Here is a 15955-nt window from a genome sequence, read left to right on the forward strand (position 1 = left end):
CCTTGACGACAACGGCCTACACCCCCGGTTCCCTGGTCTCGGTCCGCGACCGCGAATGGGTCGTGCTGCCCGAGAGCGAGCCGGACATGCTGGTGCTGCGCCCACTCGGCGGCGCCGATGACGACATCGCGGCGGTATTCCCAGCGTTCGAAGACGTGCGGGAAACCAAATTCGAGGCGCCGTCGCCACAGGACCTCGGCGACGCGCGCGCGGCGGGCCTGCTGAGGACTGCGCTGCGCATCGGGTTCCGGTCGGGCGCGGGACCGTTCCGATCGTTGGCTGGGATCGCGGTGGAGCCGCGTGCGTACCAGCTCGTCCCGCTGATGATGGCGTTGCGGCAGAAGACGGTCCGGATGCTGATCTCCGATGACGTCGGCATCGGCAAGACCGTCGAGGCCGGTCTGATCGCGAGCGAACTGCTGGCGCAGGGGGAGGCGAAGGGCCTCGCGGTATTGTGCTCGCCGGCACTCGCCGAGCAGTGGCAGGACGAGCTGCGCGCCAAGTTCGGCATCGACGCCGAGCTCGTCCTGTCCTCCACGGTCACCCGGCTCGAACGGGACCTGGACATGGGCCAGTCCCTGTTCGACAAGCACCCCAACGTGATCGTGTCGACGGACTTCATCAAGTCGTACCGGCACCGCGACGACTTCGTCCGCCGCTGCCCGGACCTGGTCATCGTGGACGAAGCCCACACCTGCGTCGCCGCCGACGACAGCACCTCGCAGCAGAGCCAGCGCCGTTACGAGTTGCTCCAGCGCATCGCCGAGGACAAGGACCGGCACTTGCTGCTGGTGACCGCGACGCCGCACAGCGGCAAGGAGAGCTCGTTCCGCAACCTCCTCGCCCTGCTGAAGCCCGAGTTCGGCGACCTGGACATGAACAGCGGTCCCGACCGTGCTCGCCTCGCCCTGCATTTCGTCCAGCGTCGCCGTGCCGACATCCGCAAGTACCTCGACGAGGAGACCGAGTTCCCCGCCGACCGGTTCTTCAAGGACGAGACCTACAAGCTGTCCCCTGCATACCGGTCGCTGCTGGAGGACGCGATCGGCTACGCGAGCGAGCGGGTCACCGTCGCGGGAGAGCAGGGCAGGCGGGAGGCCCGGATCGCCTGGTGGTCGGCCATCGCGCTGCTGCGGTCGCTGGTGTCGTCGCCGCGCGCCGCCGCGCAGACCCTGCGGACCCGTTCAGCCGCCGCGTCCGCCGCCACAGCGGAGGAGGCCGACGAGTTGGGCGCGCCGCTGACCCGCGACTCCGCGGACAACGATGCGCTGGAGGGCCTGGACGTCGCGCCCGGTGCCGAGACAGACCCGGAGATCGGTGTGGCGGGGGCGAGACTCGCCGCGCTGGCCGACCGTGCCGCCGAACTCGAGGGCCCGGACCGAGATCTGAAACTGAAGGCCTTGATCAAGCACCTGAAGGCGCTGCTCAAGGAGGGCTACCACCCGATCGTCTTCTGCCGCTACATCCCGACCGCCGAGTACGTCCGCGACCACCTCGACGGCAAGCTCGGTAAGAAGACCGTCGTCCGGGCCGTGACGGGCACCCTGTCCCCACAGCAGCGTCTCCAGCGCATCGAAGACCTCGCCGACGAAACGGCCGACGACCCGGACACCCGCCGCGTTCTCGTCGCCACCGACTGCCTGTCTGAAGGCGTCAACCTACAACATCATTTCGACGCGGTTGTTCATTACGACCTGGCGTGGAACCCGACCCGCCACGACCAGCGCGAAGGACGCGTCGACCGCTACGGCCAGAGGCGCGACGAAGTCAAAGTCATCACTATCTACGGCAGCGACAACGGCATCGACGGCAAGGTCCTGGAAGTCCTCATTCGCAAGCACCGCCGGATCCGCGATGACCTCGGCATCTCCGTCTCCGTGCCCGATGAGGCGTCCTCGGGGGTGACGGACGCGATCGTCGAGTGGCTGCTTATGCGCAGCCAGCGCGGCGAGCAGGAGGCCCTGTTCGGCGCCGAGGACATCTCGTCCGTCAACCAGAAGGCCGCCGAGCTGGAACAGGAGTGGAACTCCACCGTCGAGCGTGAGAAGGCGTCCCGCTCCCGGTTCGCGCACAACGCTATCCGCCTCGAGGAGGTCAAGCGTGAGGTCGACGCCACCCGGGACGCGCTCGGCGACGCTGGCGAGATCCGCGACTTCGTCCGCCACGCCCTCTCCGCCCTCGACGGCGTCCTGTACGAGGGCGGGGAGGCCCTCGGCGACTTCGGCGCGGACCTGAGCGGCAGCCCCGTCGGGCTCCGCGATGTGCTGGCGCCGATGCTGGGCGGCGGGATCATCGAGAACGGCAAGCAGGTCCCGTTCCGCAACGTGTCGGCGGTTTCGCGCGGCGAGGCGGCGCTCGTCCGTACGGATCCGGTCGTCGGCGCGCTCGCCGGCCACCTCCTCAACTCCGCCCTCGATTCTCAGACCGACGGCCCCCGCCCGGCCCGCCGCTGCGGTGTCATCCGCACGAGAGCGGTTACCACTCGGACGACGCTGCTGCTCGTTCGCTACCGGTTCCACCTGACGCTTCCGTCGCGCGTGGGCGAACGGCAGCTCGTCGCCGAGGACGCCCGGCTCCTCGCTTTCCAGGGTTTCCCCGCCGACGCGACGTGGCTGTCCGCCGAGGAAGCCGCGCGCCTGCTACACGCCACCGCCGATGAGAACACCGACCCCACCTTCGGAGAACGGACGATGAAACGGGTCCTGGACGCTCTGCCCGACGCCACGGAATATCTCAGTGAGTACGGCGACCGGCTCGCGACCGAACTCCGCGACTCGCACCGCCGCGTCCGCAGCGCCGCTGGCGAAATCATCCGAGGCGTGGACGTGAAGGCGCAGAAGCCCGCCGACATCCTCGGCGCTTACGTGTACCTGCCGGTGTCCGGCACCGTCTCCGGAGGAGCCGCCTGATGTCCGCCACCGCCCGCACACAGATCTTTTCGGCCGTCCACACCATCGGTGGCCTCCTCCCTGCAGACATGCTCGTACGCATTTCCGAGGGGAAGGACGTCCAGGGCTCCAGGCCCGCCGACTATGACATCTTCGGCGCCCGTTCCGTCCGCGACGAGGCCGAACGCCACTGGGACTACCTCAAGTCCGTGTGGAAGGAACTGCGCGACAAGCTGCCCGTCGCGCCGGAGGCAGAGACCCCCGCCGACCCCACCGGCCTCGCGATCCGGCAGTGGCTGGAGCCGCTGTTCGCCGAACTGAGCTTCGGCCGCCTCACGGCCCTCGGCGCGTCCGGCATCGAGGCAAACGGCGATGGTAAGACGTTCGCGATTAGCCACCTGTGGACGCACGTCCCGATCCACCTGGCCGCCTGGAACACCCGACTCGACTCCCGCCCCGGCGGCCCCGGGACCGTCCCGCCGCAGTCGCTCGTCCAGGAGTGCCTGAACCGCACCGAAGCCCACCTGTGGGCAATGCTGACGAACGGACGCCAGCTCAGGTTGCTGCGCGACTCCAGCGCCCTCGCCACCGCCGCCTACGTCGAATTCGACCTTGAGGCCATCTTCGATGGGGAGCTGTTCAGCGAGTTTGTGCTGCTGTACCGCCTCCTGCACGCCTCCCGCTTCGCTGTCGACGACGGCGCGCCGCCTTCTTCATGCTGGCTTGAAAAGTGGCGGACAGACGCGATCGCGTCTGGCGCCCGAGCCCTGGACCAACTCCGCAAGGGTGTCCAGGACGCCATCACCACGCTCGGGACGGGCTTCCTGAAGCACCCCGCCAACACCGAGCTTCGAGAGAACATCGACACGCAGGCCATGCACAAGGCGCTGCTGCGTCTCGTCTACCGGCTGCTGTTCCTATTCGTCGCCGAAGACCGCGACGTCCTCCACTCGCCCGAGGCCTCCGACCAGACGCGCGAGCGGTACTCGAAGTACTTCTCGTCAGACCGGCTGCGCGGACACGCCCGCCGACGACGCGGCACCGCCCACGGTGACCTCTATCAGGCCCTAAAGATCGTGCTAAACGCGCTCGGCAACGAGAACGGACGCCCCGAACTCGGCCTGCCCGGTCTCGGCGGCCTGTTCTCCGACACCGACGCCGATGCTCCGCTGCGCGGCCTGTCCCTCTCGAACGAGTATCTGCTCACCGCCGTCCGCCACCTCTCCCAGGTCCGCGATCCAGCGACTCACCGCTGGCGGACCGTCGACTACAAACACCTGGACGCTGAGGAACTCGGTTCCATCTACGAATCGCTGCTGGAGCTCGATCCCAGGCACAGCGCCGTCGACCGCACCTTCGAGCTGGTCGAACTCGCCGGCAACTCCCGTAAGACGACCGGTTCGTACTACACGCCGTCGTCCCTGATCGACTGCCTGCTGGACGCGACGCTCGATCCAGTCATCGACGATGCCGAGAAGCGCGGCGAGGAAAAGGCAGCGGAGGCCGGTGAGCCGGACTCGGCGGAAGCGATCGTTTCGGAGCTGCTCTCCCTAACCGTCTGCGACCCGGCCTGCGGCTCCGGCCACTTCCTCGTGGCCGCCGCCCGCCGCATCGCCAAACGCGTCGCCGCAGTCCGCGAGCGTAATCCCGAACCAACGTCGGACTCAGTGCGCCGCGCGTTGCACGAGGTCATCGCTCGCTGCGTGTATGGCGTGGACCTTAACCCAATGGCCGTGGAACTGGCCAAGGTCTCGTTGTGGCTCGAGGCCATGGAACCCGGCAAACCACTTGGCTTCCTCGACGCCCACATCAAGCACGGCAACGCGCTGATCGGAGCCACTCCGGCCCTGCTGAAGGGCGGCATTCCGGACGAGGCCTTCATCGCCACGGAGGGCGACGACAAGAAGCAGGCCAAGATCCTTGAGAAGCTCAACACCGACGAGCGCAGCGGGCAGCACACCCTGTTCGACGGCGACGAGGACGCGGTCAAAGTCACCAACACCGCGTTTGCGGACGGCCTGCGCCGCATTACCACTGCCCCCTCCGACAGTCTCCGCGCCGTCAAGCGCCAAGCCGAGGCGTACGAGGCATGGGAGAAGTCCGCCGAGTACATCCGTGCCCTGCACGTCGCGGACGCCTGGTGCGCTGCGTTCATGTGGCTTAAGACCAAGGATTCGCCTCGAGCCGTCACCCAGAAGATCTTTCTCGCTCTCGAGGACCCGGACGCCGAGGGCATCCCGGCCGCCACGCACGACGAGATCGTCCGGCTTCGCGACCAGTACCGCTTCTTCCACTGGCATCTGGAGTTCCCCGAGGTCTTCACCGTCCCGGACTCCGGCCAGACGGCCGCGGTCAACAGCGCCACCGGCTGGGCGGGCGGCTTCTCCTGCGTCCTCGGCAACCCGCCCTGGGACAGCGTCGAACTCAAGGAGCAGGAGTTCTTCGAGCAGCGTTTGCCTTCCATCGCAAGGGTCTCCAAAGCTGACGCCCGCAAGAAGCTGATCGCCGCTCTCCAGGATTCCCCGGATACGCTGCCAATTTATACTCAATACACTTCAGCGAAGCGATTCATCCACGCAGAGAGCCACTTCCTGCGCAGATCTGGCCGCGTTCCACTCACCGGCCAGGGCAACATCAACAAATACGCGGTGTTCGCGGAAACCGACCGCGTCCTCACCAGCCCACGCGGTCGCGTTGGGATCATCGTCCCCACAGGTATCGCCACCGATGCGAGGACCCAATTCTTCTTCAAGGACCTGGTACAGCAAGGCTTGATCGCCGCCCTGTACGACTTCGAGAACCGCTCCGGCCTCTTCCCTGCCGTGGACTCCCGACAGAAGTTCTGCGTCCTCTCTCTCACTGGGCCAGGTCAGCGAGGAGAAGCCGCAAAGTTTGGCTTCTTCCTCCACGACCCCACCGAGTTGGACGACGCGGGCAAGTCGTTCACCCTCAGCCCGGAGGAAATTACTCTTCTCAACCCAAACACTGGCACTTGCCCCATCTTCCGCTCCCGCCGCGATGCCGAAATAACTCTCGCAATATACGAGCGAATGCCAGTCCTAGTGAAAGAACGCTCCCCAGAAGGGAATGCTTGGTGCCTATCCTTCACGCAAGGACTCTTTAATATGTCACACGATGCGGGATTCTTTCATTCCGCCAATGAGCTGGAAGAGGAGGGCTGGAACCTAAGGGGAAATACTTTTTATTCCCCCTCTAAAGTCATGCTCCCACTCTACGAAGCAAAGATGGTCGACCTTTACAATCATCGGGCAGCGGACGTAGTCAAGAGCGCAACGGCCGCCAAAAGGACGAGCCAACCACGGTACTTGACTACAGCGGAATTGAATGATGCCCACAGGACACCCTTCCCCATGCACTGGGTGACAGAGACCGAAGTTACCAAGAAACTCTCCTCCGCACAGTGGACTAGAGAATGGCTCTATGGCTGGTGCGACGTAACAAGCGCCACAAACGAGCGCACAGCAGTGCCCGTCATAATTCCACGGTCGGCCGTAGGACACAAGATCCCCCTAATGTTCTCTCAAAGACCATCAGCCCTACTTGCCGGACTATATGCTGCACAATCATCGATGGCGTTCGATTACGTGAGTCGCCAAAAGGTTGGCGGCGTGAGCATGGCGAAATTTATCTGGCAACAACTGCCCGCACCAAGCCCGGACATGATCTCAACTCATACCCATTTCTTGAGGCGCCGCGTCCTGGAGCTTATATATACTGCGAGCGACATATCCGGGTTTGCGCGTGACCTTGGCGAAAAAGGCACTCCGTTCCAGTGGGATGAGGAGCGGCGCGCTGTCATCCGCGCGGAGCTGGACGCTTTTTTCTTCCACCTATACGGCATCAGCCGCGACGATGTTGACTACATCATGGATACGTTCCCGATCGTCAAGCGGAAAGACGAGGCCAAGTACGGGACCTACCGGACGAAGGATCTCGTGCTCGCTGAGTACGACCGGATGGCCGCCGCTGGCGTTGATCTCGATAAGCCGCTGGTGGACGGCGAGAACTACACGTCCACGCTCACCCCGCCACCGGGGAACGGGCCTCGGCACGGGTAACGGGGCAGCCAGTAGGTAGCGGAAGTGCGAACGGGAAGGACCGACCACCGCGACGCCGTCTCGCCAGTCCTTGAGGCGGCCTGGAGCGCTCTTCGACCATGTACAGCAGCCGGGCGGGGCCGGCCTTGTTGCATGCGAGAGTGAGGTCGATGGCGCTGATGTGCTTGTCGTCGAGCCTGATGTGACGCCAGACGTGCCGCCGATTACCCGCACGCCGTTGAACCGGCCAGGGCCACCGATAAACACCCGCCGCCCTCAGCCAGGAGCGCACTGTTGCTGGTGTGCCACGACGCCCCGAGCCTGGCCGACGACGCGGTCGGCGGTGAGGTGGTCGATCACGATGCTCTCCAGCGCCTACCACAACCCCAGCGTTACAGCTTCGCCTTCAGCGGTGCGGCCTTCGCGGTGTTCTGCCGCCAGACCCGCCCGCATCCGCCGCACCGGTAGCGGCGTACCCGGACCAGCAGGGCCGTGGGCCGGTTCCCGAACGACTCGTGGGCGAGACGGCGCGCCACCGTGCCCCGCGGCGCCCCTCCGCGCCGCCCCTGCGGACCACGGATCGCGGTGGGGCTCGGCGACGCGGCACTCGACCATCGCCCGGCCCGGTTTCAGCCGCTGCCCGACCGCCTCCAATCCGAGTTCCTCGAAGCGGCAGAATGCGGTCAGGTCAGGGGCATGCCGGTCGCTGCTGGCGGCAGGCGGATTCAGGCACCACCTACACCCTCGATTGCGATGAGCCCGCAGACGGCCCAACACCGCCACGTTGGATAGTTATGCAACAGGGCGCACGCCCCCGGATGGCTGCCCTGCACAAGATCGGAACAAACGAGCACCCACGGAGCACCCACGGCCCCGAAACGATCACTACAAGATCCACCGGACCGGAGAAACCGCAGGTCGGCGGCCAGGTGAGTGGTAGGGCGCCTGGGACTCGAACCCAGAACCTATGGATTAAAAGTCCACAGCTCTGCCAATTGAGCTAACGCCCCGCTGACACCTGAGCGTACCGGAGGTACCGTACACCCCGCGCGCCGAATACCAGCGGGTTGAGGGCACCGCAGGCCGCGGCGCTCGGCCGTCCCGACCCGCACGGGCCGGCCGGGTTCGACCGGGTCCGGCCGGAGACGCGATGTACTCCTCGAAGGGGCCTCGCCGCCCGGAAGCGCGTGCGACGGCTCGGCCGCGAAGCCGTGCGCACGCCGCTCCTCGGCGAACAGCCCGAAGGGCGGTCGCCGAAGCCTGCCCGCGTCACCCGCCGGTGGGAGCGGACGCCGAGGCGTGCACCCACGGGAACGCGGTCAGGCGGCCTGGAAGCCTCGAAACGGGGAGATCGGCGCGCCCGGCGACGCCCTGAACCGCCTTGCGCGAGCGGGGCATCGTCACGGTCCGACCTCCCTTGAAGCAGCGGTTTCCCGGTCGATCGGATCCAGCTCTGCACATCGCCAGGGCAGACATTCCCGTGCGCGAGTACACGCGAAACCTGGAGTCACGTTCCCCTGATCAGGCCATATGCCGCAATTTGCCGGACCTTTGGCGGCCGGGCGTACCGGTCGGCGACAGGCGGCCAAGCGGTAGCGGCCGCGGCGAACCGGCCGACCGCAGCGGCCAGGCCGGTGGCAGGCGGCCAGGCCGGGCAAGGCGGACGGGCAGGGGTGGGCCGGTCAGCGGTAGGCGGACAGGCCGGTGATCGCCTCGCCGAGGACCAGCGTGTGGACCTCCTGGGTGCCCTCGTACGTCAGCACGGACTCGAGGTTCGTCATGTGCCGGATCACCGGGTACTCCAGTGTGACGCCGTTCGCTCCGAGGACGGACCGGGCCTGACGGGCGACGTCGAGCGCGGCCCGTACGTTGGCGAGCTTGCCGAACGACACCTGCTGCGGCGTGACCTTCCCGGCCTCCTTCAGCCGCCCGATGTGCAGGGCGACCAGCCCGGCCTGGCCGAGGGCCACCTCCATCCAGGCGAGCTTCTCCTGGGTGAGCTGGAACCCGCCGATCGGGCGGCCGAACTGCTCGCGCGTACGGGCGTAGTCGACGGCCGTCTCGTAGCAGGAACGCCCGGCGCCGATCGCGCCCCAGATGATGCCGTACCGCGCCTCCGACAGGCAGCCGAGCGGCCCCCTGAGGCCCTTGACGCCGGGCAGCATCGCGTCCTCCGGCAGGCGCACGTCCTCGAGGCTGAGCTCCGAGGTGACGGACGCGCGCAGCGACAGCTTCTTGTGCACGTCCCGGGTGGTGAACCCCGGCGTACCGCGCGGCACGAGGAACCCGCGGATGCCGTCGTCCGTACGGGCCCACACGACGGCGACGTCGGCGATCGAGCCGTTCGTGATCCACATCTTGGCGCCGTTCAGGATCCAGTCGGAGCCCTCGCGCTTGGCGCGGGTGCGCATGTTCGCCGGGTCGGAGCCGTGGTCGGGCTCGGTCAGGCCGAAGCAGCCGATGGCGCGGCCCGCGGCCATGCGGGGCAGCCACTCCTGCTTCTGCTCCTCCGAGCCGTACTTGTGGATCGCGGACATGGCCAGCGACCCCTGCACGGACACGAAGCTGCGCAGCCCGGAGTCGGCGGCCTCCAGCTCGCGGCAGGCGACCCCGTACGCGACCGCGCCCGCCCCCGGGCAGCCGTACCCCGACAGGTGCATCCCGAGGAACCCCAGCTCCCCGAGCTCGGGCGCGAGCTCGGCCGCCGGGAAGACGCCGTCTTCGAACCAATCGGCGACGTACGGCTCGATCCGATCGGCGGCGTACCGCCGTGCGGTGTCGCGGACCAGGCGCTCCTCGTCGGTGAGCTGGTCGTCCACACGCAGCAGATCCATCGGTCCTCCCAGGGGCTCGCGGACGCCGACAGAGCGGAGGGGGGCGCCCCGCAGGCATCAGCGTACGTCGGCGTGCCCATTCGGCGGTCAGGGGGCTCTCAGGGACGTATCAGGGCAAGCCCCCATGGCTGACGGGCGCGTCCGCAGGCACCATCGAAGCATGAACGAGAACACCGCTCACCCCGGTCCCGCCGACGCTCCGCGTCGCCTCACCCGCACCCGCGACGGGCGCATGATCACGGGCGTCTGCTCCGGCGCCGCCGCGTACTTCGGCGTCGACCCGACGATCGTCCGGATCGTGCTCGCCGTCCTGACCCTCCTCACCAGCGGCGCCGGCATCCTGCTGTACGTCGCCGGCACGCTGATCATCCCGGAGGAGGGCAAGGAGACGTCGATCGCCCAGGACCTGATCAACAAGCAGACCAAGGGCGTCGGATAGTCGCCGGATCAGGCGGCGGCGCTCATCGCGCGCTCCTGGTTCGACGCGATCACCTCGCCTCTGATCCGCGTCCACGACATCGCGAGCATCGTGGCGGCCGACAGGCCGGCGATCCCCGCCAGGGCGACAACGGGCTCGGGACCCAGCACCTGGGCCAGCGCCCCGCCGACGAGGATGCCGATGCCCTGGCTGGCGAGGATCCCCGACTGCGCCAGCCCGAACGCCTGACCGCGCCCGTCCGGCGGCACCGCGGCGACGTACGCGGCGTTCGCGGCCAGCTGGTAGGCGCTGCCCACCCCGGACAGCGCCAGCAGCACGATCACGGCCCACAGCGGCGGCCGCAGGGCCGTCCCCAGCAGCGGCGCGCACGACAGCATCGCCATCCAGCCCATGAACCGCAGCCGGTCGTCGGGGCGGACGAACCGGCTGTACGCCAGCGAGCCGAGCACCATCCCGCACGGCATCGCGGACATCAGCAGCCCGACGAACACCGGACCCGCGCCGAACGTCTTCGCGTACGGCGCGGCGAGCCCCTCCGGCAGCACGTAGAACCCGCACAGCCACGCGAAGCACACCAGGGGCCGCAGCGTACGGTCCCGGAACACCAGCCGCGCGCCGTCCCGCGTGATCGCCCACAGCGACGGACGCTCGCGGCTCTCCGGACGCGGCGCCGGCCGCGCCCGTACGCCGGCCATCAGGATGAGCGCGGAGATCGCGAACGTCGCCGCGTCGACCGCGAGCGCCTGATGCGCGCCCACCGCGAAGATCACCGCGCCGCCCACCAGGAAGCCCAGCACCTGGGTGAACTGATGCGTGATGTTGTTGATCGCCGAACCGACGACGTACAGGTCGCCGGGCAGCACCTCCGTCAGCAGCGCGGCGCGCGCGGCGGTGAACGGGGCGCCCAGGAGAACGGTCCAAAAGATCAGGAAGCACAGCACCGCGAAGGGCAGGTGGTGCAGCGCCATCAGCGCCACGATGCCCGTACGGGCTACGTCGCACACGATCATGACGCGGCGGCGCGGGAGCAGGTCGGCCAGCACCGAGAGCACCGGCCCGCCCATGATCGACGGTAGGTAGGTCAGGGCGTACGCGACGGCGGTGCGCAACGCCGAGTGGGTGTTGTTGTAGACGAGTACCGCGAGGGCGATCTGGGCGAGCTGGTCGCCGATGTACGAGAGGGTCTGGGCCAGCCAGATCGAGCGGAACTCACCGACGCCGAAAACCTCGTGATAGGTGACCTGGCGATCGAAGGGCCGCCGATGTCTTCCCACGCGCGCTCCCCTGCCGGTGAACGTCGTCCGGCCGCCTTGCCAAGCGGCCGGTCGGTCTGCCGGACAGTATCTCACGCTGTGTTCAGTTCAGGTGACCCAACGTGCGCAATCGGGATCACCAGCCGAGCTCGTGCAATCGGTCGTCGTCGATCCCGAAGTGATGGGCGATCTCGTGCACCACTGTCGTACGCACCTCTTTCACCAGGTCATCGCGGGTACGGCAGATCCTCTGCAACGGCCGCCGGTAGAGCGTGACGCGGTCGGGAAGGTAGCCCGCGTACGTGTCGCCGCGCTCGGTCAGCGGTACGCCCTCGTACAGCCCGAGAAGCCCGCGTTCCGGCGCTTCGTCCTCGACCAGCACCACGACGTTCCGCATCAGAGCGGTCAGGTCGGGCGGGATCGTGTCGAGCGCCTCGGCGACCAGATCCTCGAACTCTTCCCGCGTTACCTCGATCACGTCGTCATTGTGCGTGGATCCTTGCCGTCGTGAGCATACGTACCAACGTGTTGACCCGAGCATGGAACGAACCACGGCGGCTCCTCGCGCGCCCCCGGGTACGCCTCACCGGACGCGTCACGGCCGTCATCGCGATCGGCCTCATCGGCGGCTGGATCGGCCTCCTGGCCGGCGGGCACGCCCGGACCGACATCGGACCCGCCGACGTGAACTTCGCCCTCCGCCCGTCGACCTCCGGCGGCACCGTGATCGACATCCCGCCGCTGGGCACCCTCCGCCTGGACAGCCACGCGGGTCCCGTACGGATCGAGGCGCAGGTCACCCGGCTCCGGCCCGACCGCGCCCGCGAGCTCATCGAGGACCCCTCCGCCTTCGACCGCCTCTCCGACACGATCGGCGGGGACGTACGGCACGCGTTCGTCATCATGGCGGTCAAGGCGGCCGCCGCCGCCCTCGTCTGCGCCGCCCTCGCGGGGTTCCTCATCTTCCGCAGCTGGCGCCGTACGGTGTGGACGACCGTCAGCGCGCTCAGCGGACTGCTCGTCGTCGGCCTGATCGGCGGCCTGACGTTCAACCCCGAGTCGATCGCCGAACCCCGCTTCACCGGCATCCTCGCCAGCGCCCCCCAGGTCGTCGGCGACGCCAAGACGATCGTGTCGCGCATCGGGGCGTACCGGGAGCAACTGGCCCGGCTCGTCGGCAACCTGTCCCGCCTGTACGACGTGACGTCCACCCTCCCGACGTACGAGCCCGACCCCACCACCATCCGCGTCCTGCACGTCTCCGACATCCACCTCAACCCGGTCGCCTGGAACGTCATCCGCCAGGTCGTCGACCAGTTCCACATCCAGGTCATCATCGACACCGGCGACCTGACGGACCACGGGACCAAGGCCGAGGACAAGTTCGCGAACAGCATCGGCAAGCTCAAGGTCCCGTACGTCTTCATCAAGGGCAACCACGACTCCCCTGAGATCGAGAAGGCCGTACGCCGCCAGAAGAACGCCGTCGTCCTCGACGACCGCATCGCCGACGTCGGCGGCCTGCGGATCTTCGGCACCCCCGACCCGCGGTTCACCCCCGACAAGACGACCCGCGACGACGACGTCAACGGCCCGCAGATGCTCGCCTACGGGCAGACCGCCGTGCAGAGGCTCCGCGCCCTCGGCCGCAAGCCCGACCTCGTGCTCGCCCACGACCCGGCCGAAGGCGCGGCGTTCGACGGCACCGCGCCGCTCATCCTGTCCGGCCACCTCCACCGGCGGTCGACGCGGCTCCTGCCCGGCGGCACCCGGCTGTTCGTCCAGGGCTCGACCGGCGGTGCCGGCATGCGCGGCCTCGAACACGAACAGCCCACCCCGATCGAGATGTCGGTCCTGTACTTCAACCAGGCCAGCCACCGGCTCCAGGGCTGGGACGACATCCAACTGGGTGGTCTAGGTCTCACCTCCGCCCAGATCGAGCGCACCCTGGAACCCAAACCGGACCGCCCGATAAGCCCGCCACCAGCACAGACGCCCTCCGGGACGCCCCTCACGCCCAGCCCCTCACCTTCGGCCTCCCGGCCGTCCCAGGCGGGCCGTCCGCGTTAGGGAGGGAATCACTTTGGTGGTTGGGGCGGTTGTCCCCTATGCTGACGGAGTCCCCGACGGCAGGCGCCAAGGGCAACGGCGGCCCAGGCCGTCGGAGTCCCCATCGTCTAGCGGCCTAGGACTCCGCCCTTTCAAGGCGGCAGCGCGGGTTCGAATCCCGTTGGGGGCACGGTATCCTTCCGGGGGTACTACAAAGCAAGACAGCAAGGTCCTGTGGAGCAGCTAGGAGTGCTCGCCACCCTGTCAAGGTGGAGGCCGCGGGTTCAAATCCCGTCAGGACCGCTGAGGCGCCGTTCGGCGCCGTGCGGGCAGGTAGCTCAGTCGGTACGAGCGTCCGCCTGAAAAGCGGAAGGTCGGCGGTTCGACCCCGCCCCTGCCCACCACACGTGACCTGCAGAAACAGCCCCGAGACGCTACGTCTCGGGGCTTTTTCGTGACGGTAACCGCATTGCGAGCCGACCGTCCGCTTTCAGCAGACGGTCGGCACGACATCTGATCTCTCACCCGACCAGCCTGCGATACTCCCGACATGGCGGTCACCTTGCAGCTCGCCGGATCACTTCAGCGCCGGCCCCGATCGCTCCAGCCACGCCCAGCAGTGAGACCGGCGCTGGTCGGCCATCACCACAGCCGCCGTGCTAGAACGGTGCCCGCCGGTGGTGTTGGTCGGATCAGCGGTTGTGAGCACCAGGACCGCTGTGCCGGTCGTGGTCACCGGAGTCGCCGGTACGGTGGTCAGGGCGTGGCCTGGCACGGGTGAGGGTGCAGCCTTGGCGAGACAGGTCCAGCTGCGACCCCTTGGTCAGACAGGCCGCGATCATGTGAACCTGCTGACCATAGGCACGGCCCTGCACTGAGGTCACGGCCCCGTCCGTGCCCACCTCGCAGGGGTTGTTGTCGGTGCACTGCTCACCGGCATCGTTGTGGGTGTTGTGGATTCCCACGACCGTGTTGCCGTCGGGCGCCAGCAGCGCCGACCCGGATGTGCCGTGCCAGGGGGCGCAGTCCTCGCTGGTCGCGTACCGGATCGAGTCGTCCTGCTGGTAGCCGCCCTCCCGCAGGTGTGTGACCACGGCCTCGGCGGTGCAGTTCAAGCGGATGCTGGTGTAGGCCATGGTCAGCTTGTCGCCTGCGCGCACGGGGGTGGACGTGAGTTGGAAGACTTTCGCGCCCGCGGCCCTCAACTGCGCGTAGGTCTTGTCCAGGCGGTAGAGCGCGATGTCGGTGCCGGTCATCGTCGCGTACACCAGCCGGTTCGCGCGGGCGGTGGTCTGGGGGTAGCCCTGGGGGTCGGCGATGGGCACCTCGCGGTCGGCGGGCTGGTCCACTAGTGCGGTTCCGGGTGCGGGCGGCTGTCCTTGCACGCAGTGACCGTTGGTCAGCATCAGCGCCGGGTCTTTCGGCCGGGAGGCGGAGGTGCGGACTACTGAGCCCGTACAGTCGTTCAGATCCACCGCGCCTTCCACGTTCGGGATCTGGTCATCGGGGGGCACGTTGGTGCCGGTGATGATGCCGTTGATCCAGTCGGCGTGCCTGGTGACATCGGTGAACAGCGTTGGCGCATTGTCGCCGCCGGGGCCGCTGACCACGCCGGCCACCGCCCACCGGCCGCCTTCGCGGACCAGCGCAGGGCCGCCGGAGTCCATGTTGCTCGCCGCGACGCTGCCGTCGCGGCTACCGATGCACAACTCTCCGCTGGGCGCGGCCGACGGACACGTCGAGATCGGCTGTACCACGGTGTCGGCCTCCCGCAGCCGCGTGGGGAAACACGCCGGATTGTCGCTGTCGTCGCAGGTCATTCCCCAGCCGATGATACGGACGGGCGTGTTGTCCGCTGGCGTGGTCGAGGCGATCCGCACGGGCTTGGCCCGCACTGGGGTCCGCAGGTGCATCAACGCGAGGTCCCTGCCCCAGAAACCCCCCTCATCGCGGTTGGTCGCCAGCCGGTAGTAGTGGTCGACCTGGGCGACCTCGCCTCCGGACGTGGTGTCCAGTGACCCGACCCGGACCTTCCATCCTCGCGGAACCCCCACCTTCGCCCCGGTCGGGTTCCTGCCGGCGCAGTGGCTGGCGGTCAGTACCCACCGCGGTGCGAGGACCTCCACCCCACAGCCGTGTCCATCCGCGCGCGGTGGCCGGGGAAAGGACGGCTGGAACGAGCCCATGAACGAGTAAGCCCGGGTCGACTCGGTACCACCGACGATGGCCTGCGCCGGAAAGGCGGCCATCAGGGGCGCGGTCAGCGCCAGGGCAGCGGCGGCCAGAGCCGCTACGGCAGTGCCGGCCGACCGCCGGGGTCGGGAAAGGTGCATGAAGACCTCCAGGGACTCGCACGCGCGATTCGCATGCCGGAGCCACTTTGAACGCCGGAGGTGTCCGGTCCGCCGCGACGCTGTTTCAGTGACCGCTTGGG

At 68.0% G+C, this 15955-nt stretch carries 8 protein-coding genes, 4 tRNA genes and 1 pseudogene; 7 read left to right on the forward strand and 6 right to left on the reverse strand.

Going from position 1 to position 15955, the window contains the following annotated elements; all coding sequences use genetic code 11:
• Positions 1–2 precede the first annotated feature (2 nt).
• Positions 3–2909, forward strand: coding sequence for a DEAD/DEAH box helicase (locus NDW01_RS35745; protein WP_252828782.1), 2907 nt, complete (start codon positions 3–5; stop codon positions 2907–2909).
• Entirely contained in the window at positions 2909–6967 is a 4059-nt protein-coding gene (locus tag NDW01_RS35750) for an Eco57I restriction-modification methylase domain-containing protein (RefSeq protein ID WP_252828783.1), read from the forward strand. Before NDW01_RS35745 ends, NDW01_RS35750 begins: the two co-directional genes overlap by 1 nt.
• 79 nt (positions 6968–7046) lie before the next feature.
• Here the strand turns inward: NDW01_RS35750 and NDW01_RS35755 are convergent.
• The 3 genes and pseudogenes from NDW01_RS35755 to NDW01_RS35765 all read right to left on the reverse strand — a co-directional run.
• Positions 7047–7675, reverse strand: a pseudogene (locus NDW01_RS35755) (ISL3 family transposase); the annotation flags it as partial.
• Between the two features lie 205 nt (positions 7676–7880).
• Positions 7881–7956, reverse strand: a tRNA-Lys gene (locus NDW01_RS35760).
• Between the two features lie 672 nt (positions 7957–8628).
• A complete protein-coding gene (locus NDW01_RS35765; protein WP_252828784.1) occupies positions 8629–9780 on the reverse strand; it encodes an acyl-CoA dehydrogenase family protein in 1152 nt (383 codons plus the stop codon).
• Between the two features lie 160 nt (positions 9781–9940).
• Between NDW01_RS35765 and NDW01_RS35770 the strand changes: the two genes are divergently transcribed.
• Complete coding sequence (locus tag NDW01_RS35770; RefSeq protein ID WP_252828785.1) at positions 9941–10219, forward strand: PspC domain-containing protein; 279 nt, start codon at positions 9941–9943, stop codon at positions 10217–10219.
• An 8-nt stretch (positions 10220–10227) separates the two neighbouring features.
• Here NDW01_RS35770 and NDW01_RS35775 read toward each other — a convergent pair whose 3' ends face one another.
• Positions 10228–11493 carry an MFS transporter gene (locus tag NDW01_RS35775; RefSeq protein ID WP_252828786.1) on the reverse strand — a complete coding sequence of 422 codons (1266 nt, stop codon included), beginning with the start codon at positions 11491–11493 and terminating at the stop codon, positions 10228–10230.
• Positions 11494–11608: 115 nt separating this feature from the next.
• Complete coding sequence (locus NDW01_RS35780; RefSeq protein WP_252828787.1) at positions 11609–11950, reverse strand: metallopeptidase family protein; 342 nt, start codon at positions 11948–11950, stop codon at positions 11609–11611.
• Between the two features lie 29 nt (positions 11951–11979).
• Here NDW01_RS35780 and NDW01_RS35785 point away from each other — a divergent pair, with 29 nt between their 5' ends.
• From NDW01_RS35785 to NDW01_RS35800, 4 genes are all read left to right on the forward strand, one after another.
• Positions 11980–13542: a metallophosphoesterase family protein gene (locus NDW01_RS35785; protein ID WP_252828788.1), complete on the forward strand. Its 1563-nt coding sequence runs from the start codon at positions 11980–11982 to the stop codon at positions 13540–13542.
• A gap of 96 nt (positions 13543–13638) precedes the next feature.
• Positions 13639–13711, forward strand: a tRNA-Glu gene (locus NDW01_RS35790).
• 38 nt (positions 13712–13749) lie between these two features.
• Positions 13750–13824, forward strand: a tRNA-Asp gene (locus NDW01_RS35795).
• Between the two features lie 24 nt (positions 13825–13848).
• Positions 13849–13925: transfer RNA gene (locus NDW01_RS35800), tRNA-Phe, on the forward strand.
• 288 nt (positions 13926–14213) lie between these two features.
• Here the strand turns inward: NDW01_RS35800 and NDW01_RS35805 are convergent.
• The gene (locus tag NDW01_RS35805) at positions 14214–15854 is read right to left on the reverse strand and encodes a trypsin-like serine protease (RefSeq protein ID WP_252828789.1); all 1641 of its coding nucleotides are present in this window, start codon (positions 15852–15854) and stop codon (positions 14214–14216) included.
• Positions 15855–15955 lie beyond the last annotated feature (101 nt).

Origin of the sequence: Actinoallomurus soli (assembly GCF_024055715.1) — a bacterium.
GTDB lineage: Bacteria > Actinomycetota > Actinomycetes > Streptosporangiales > Streptosporangiaceae > Actinoallomurus > Actinoallomurus soli.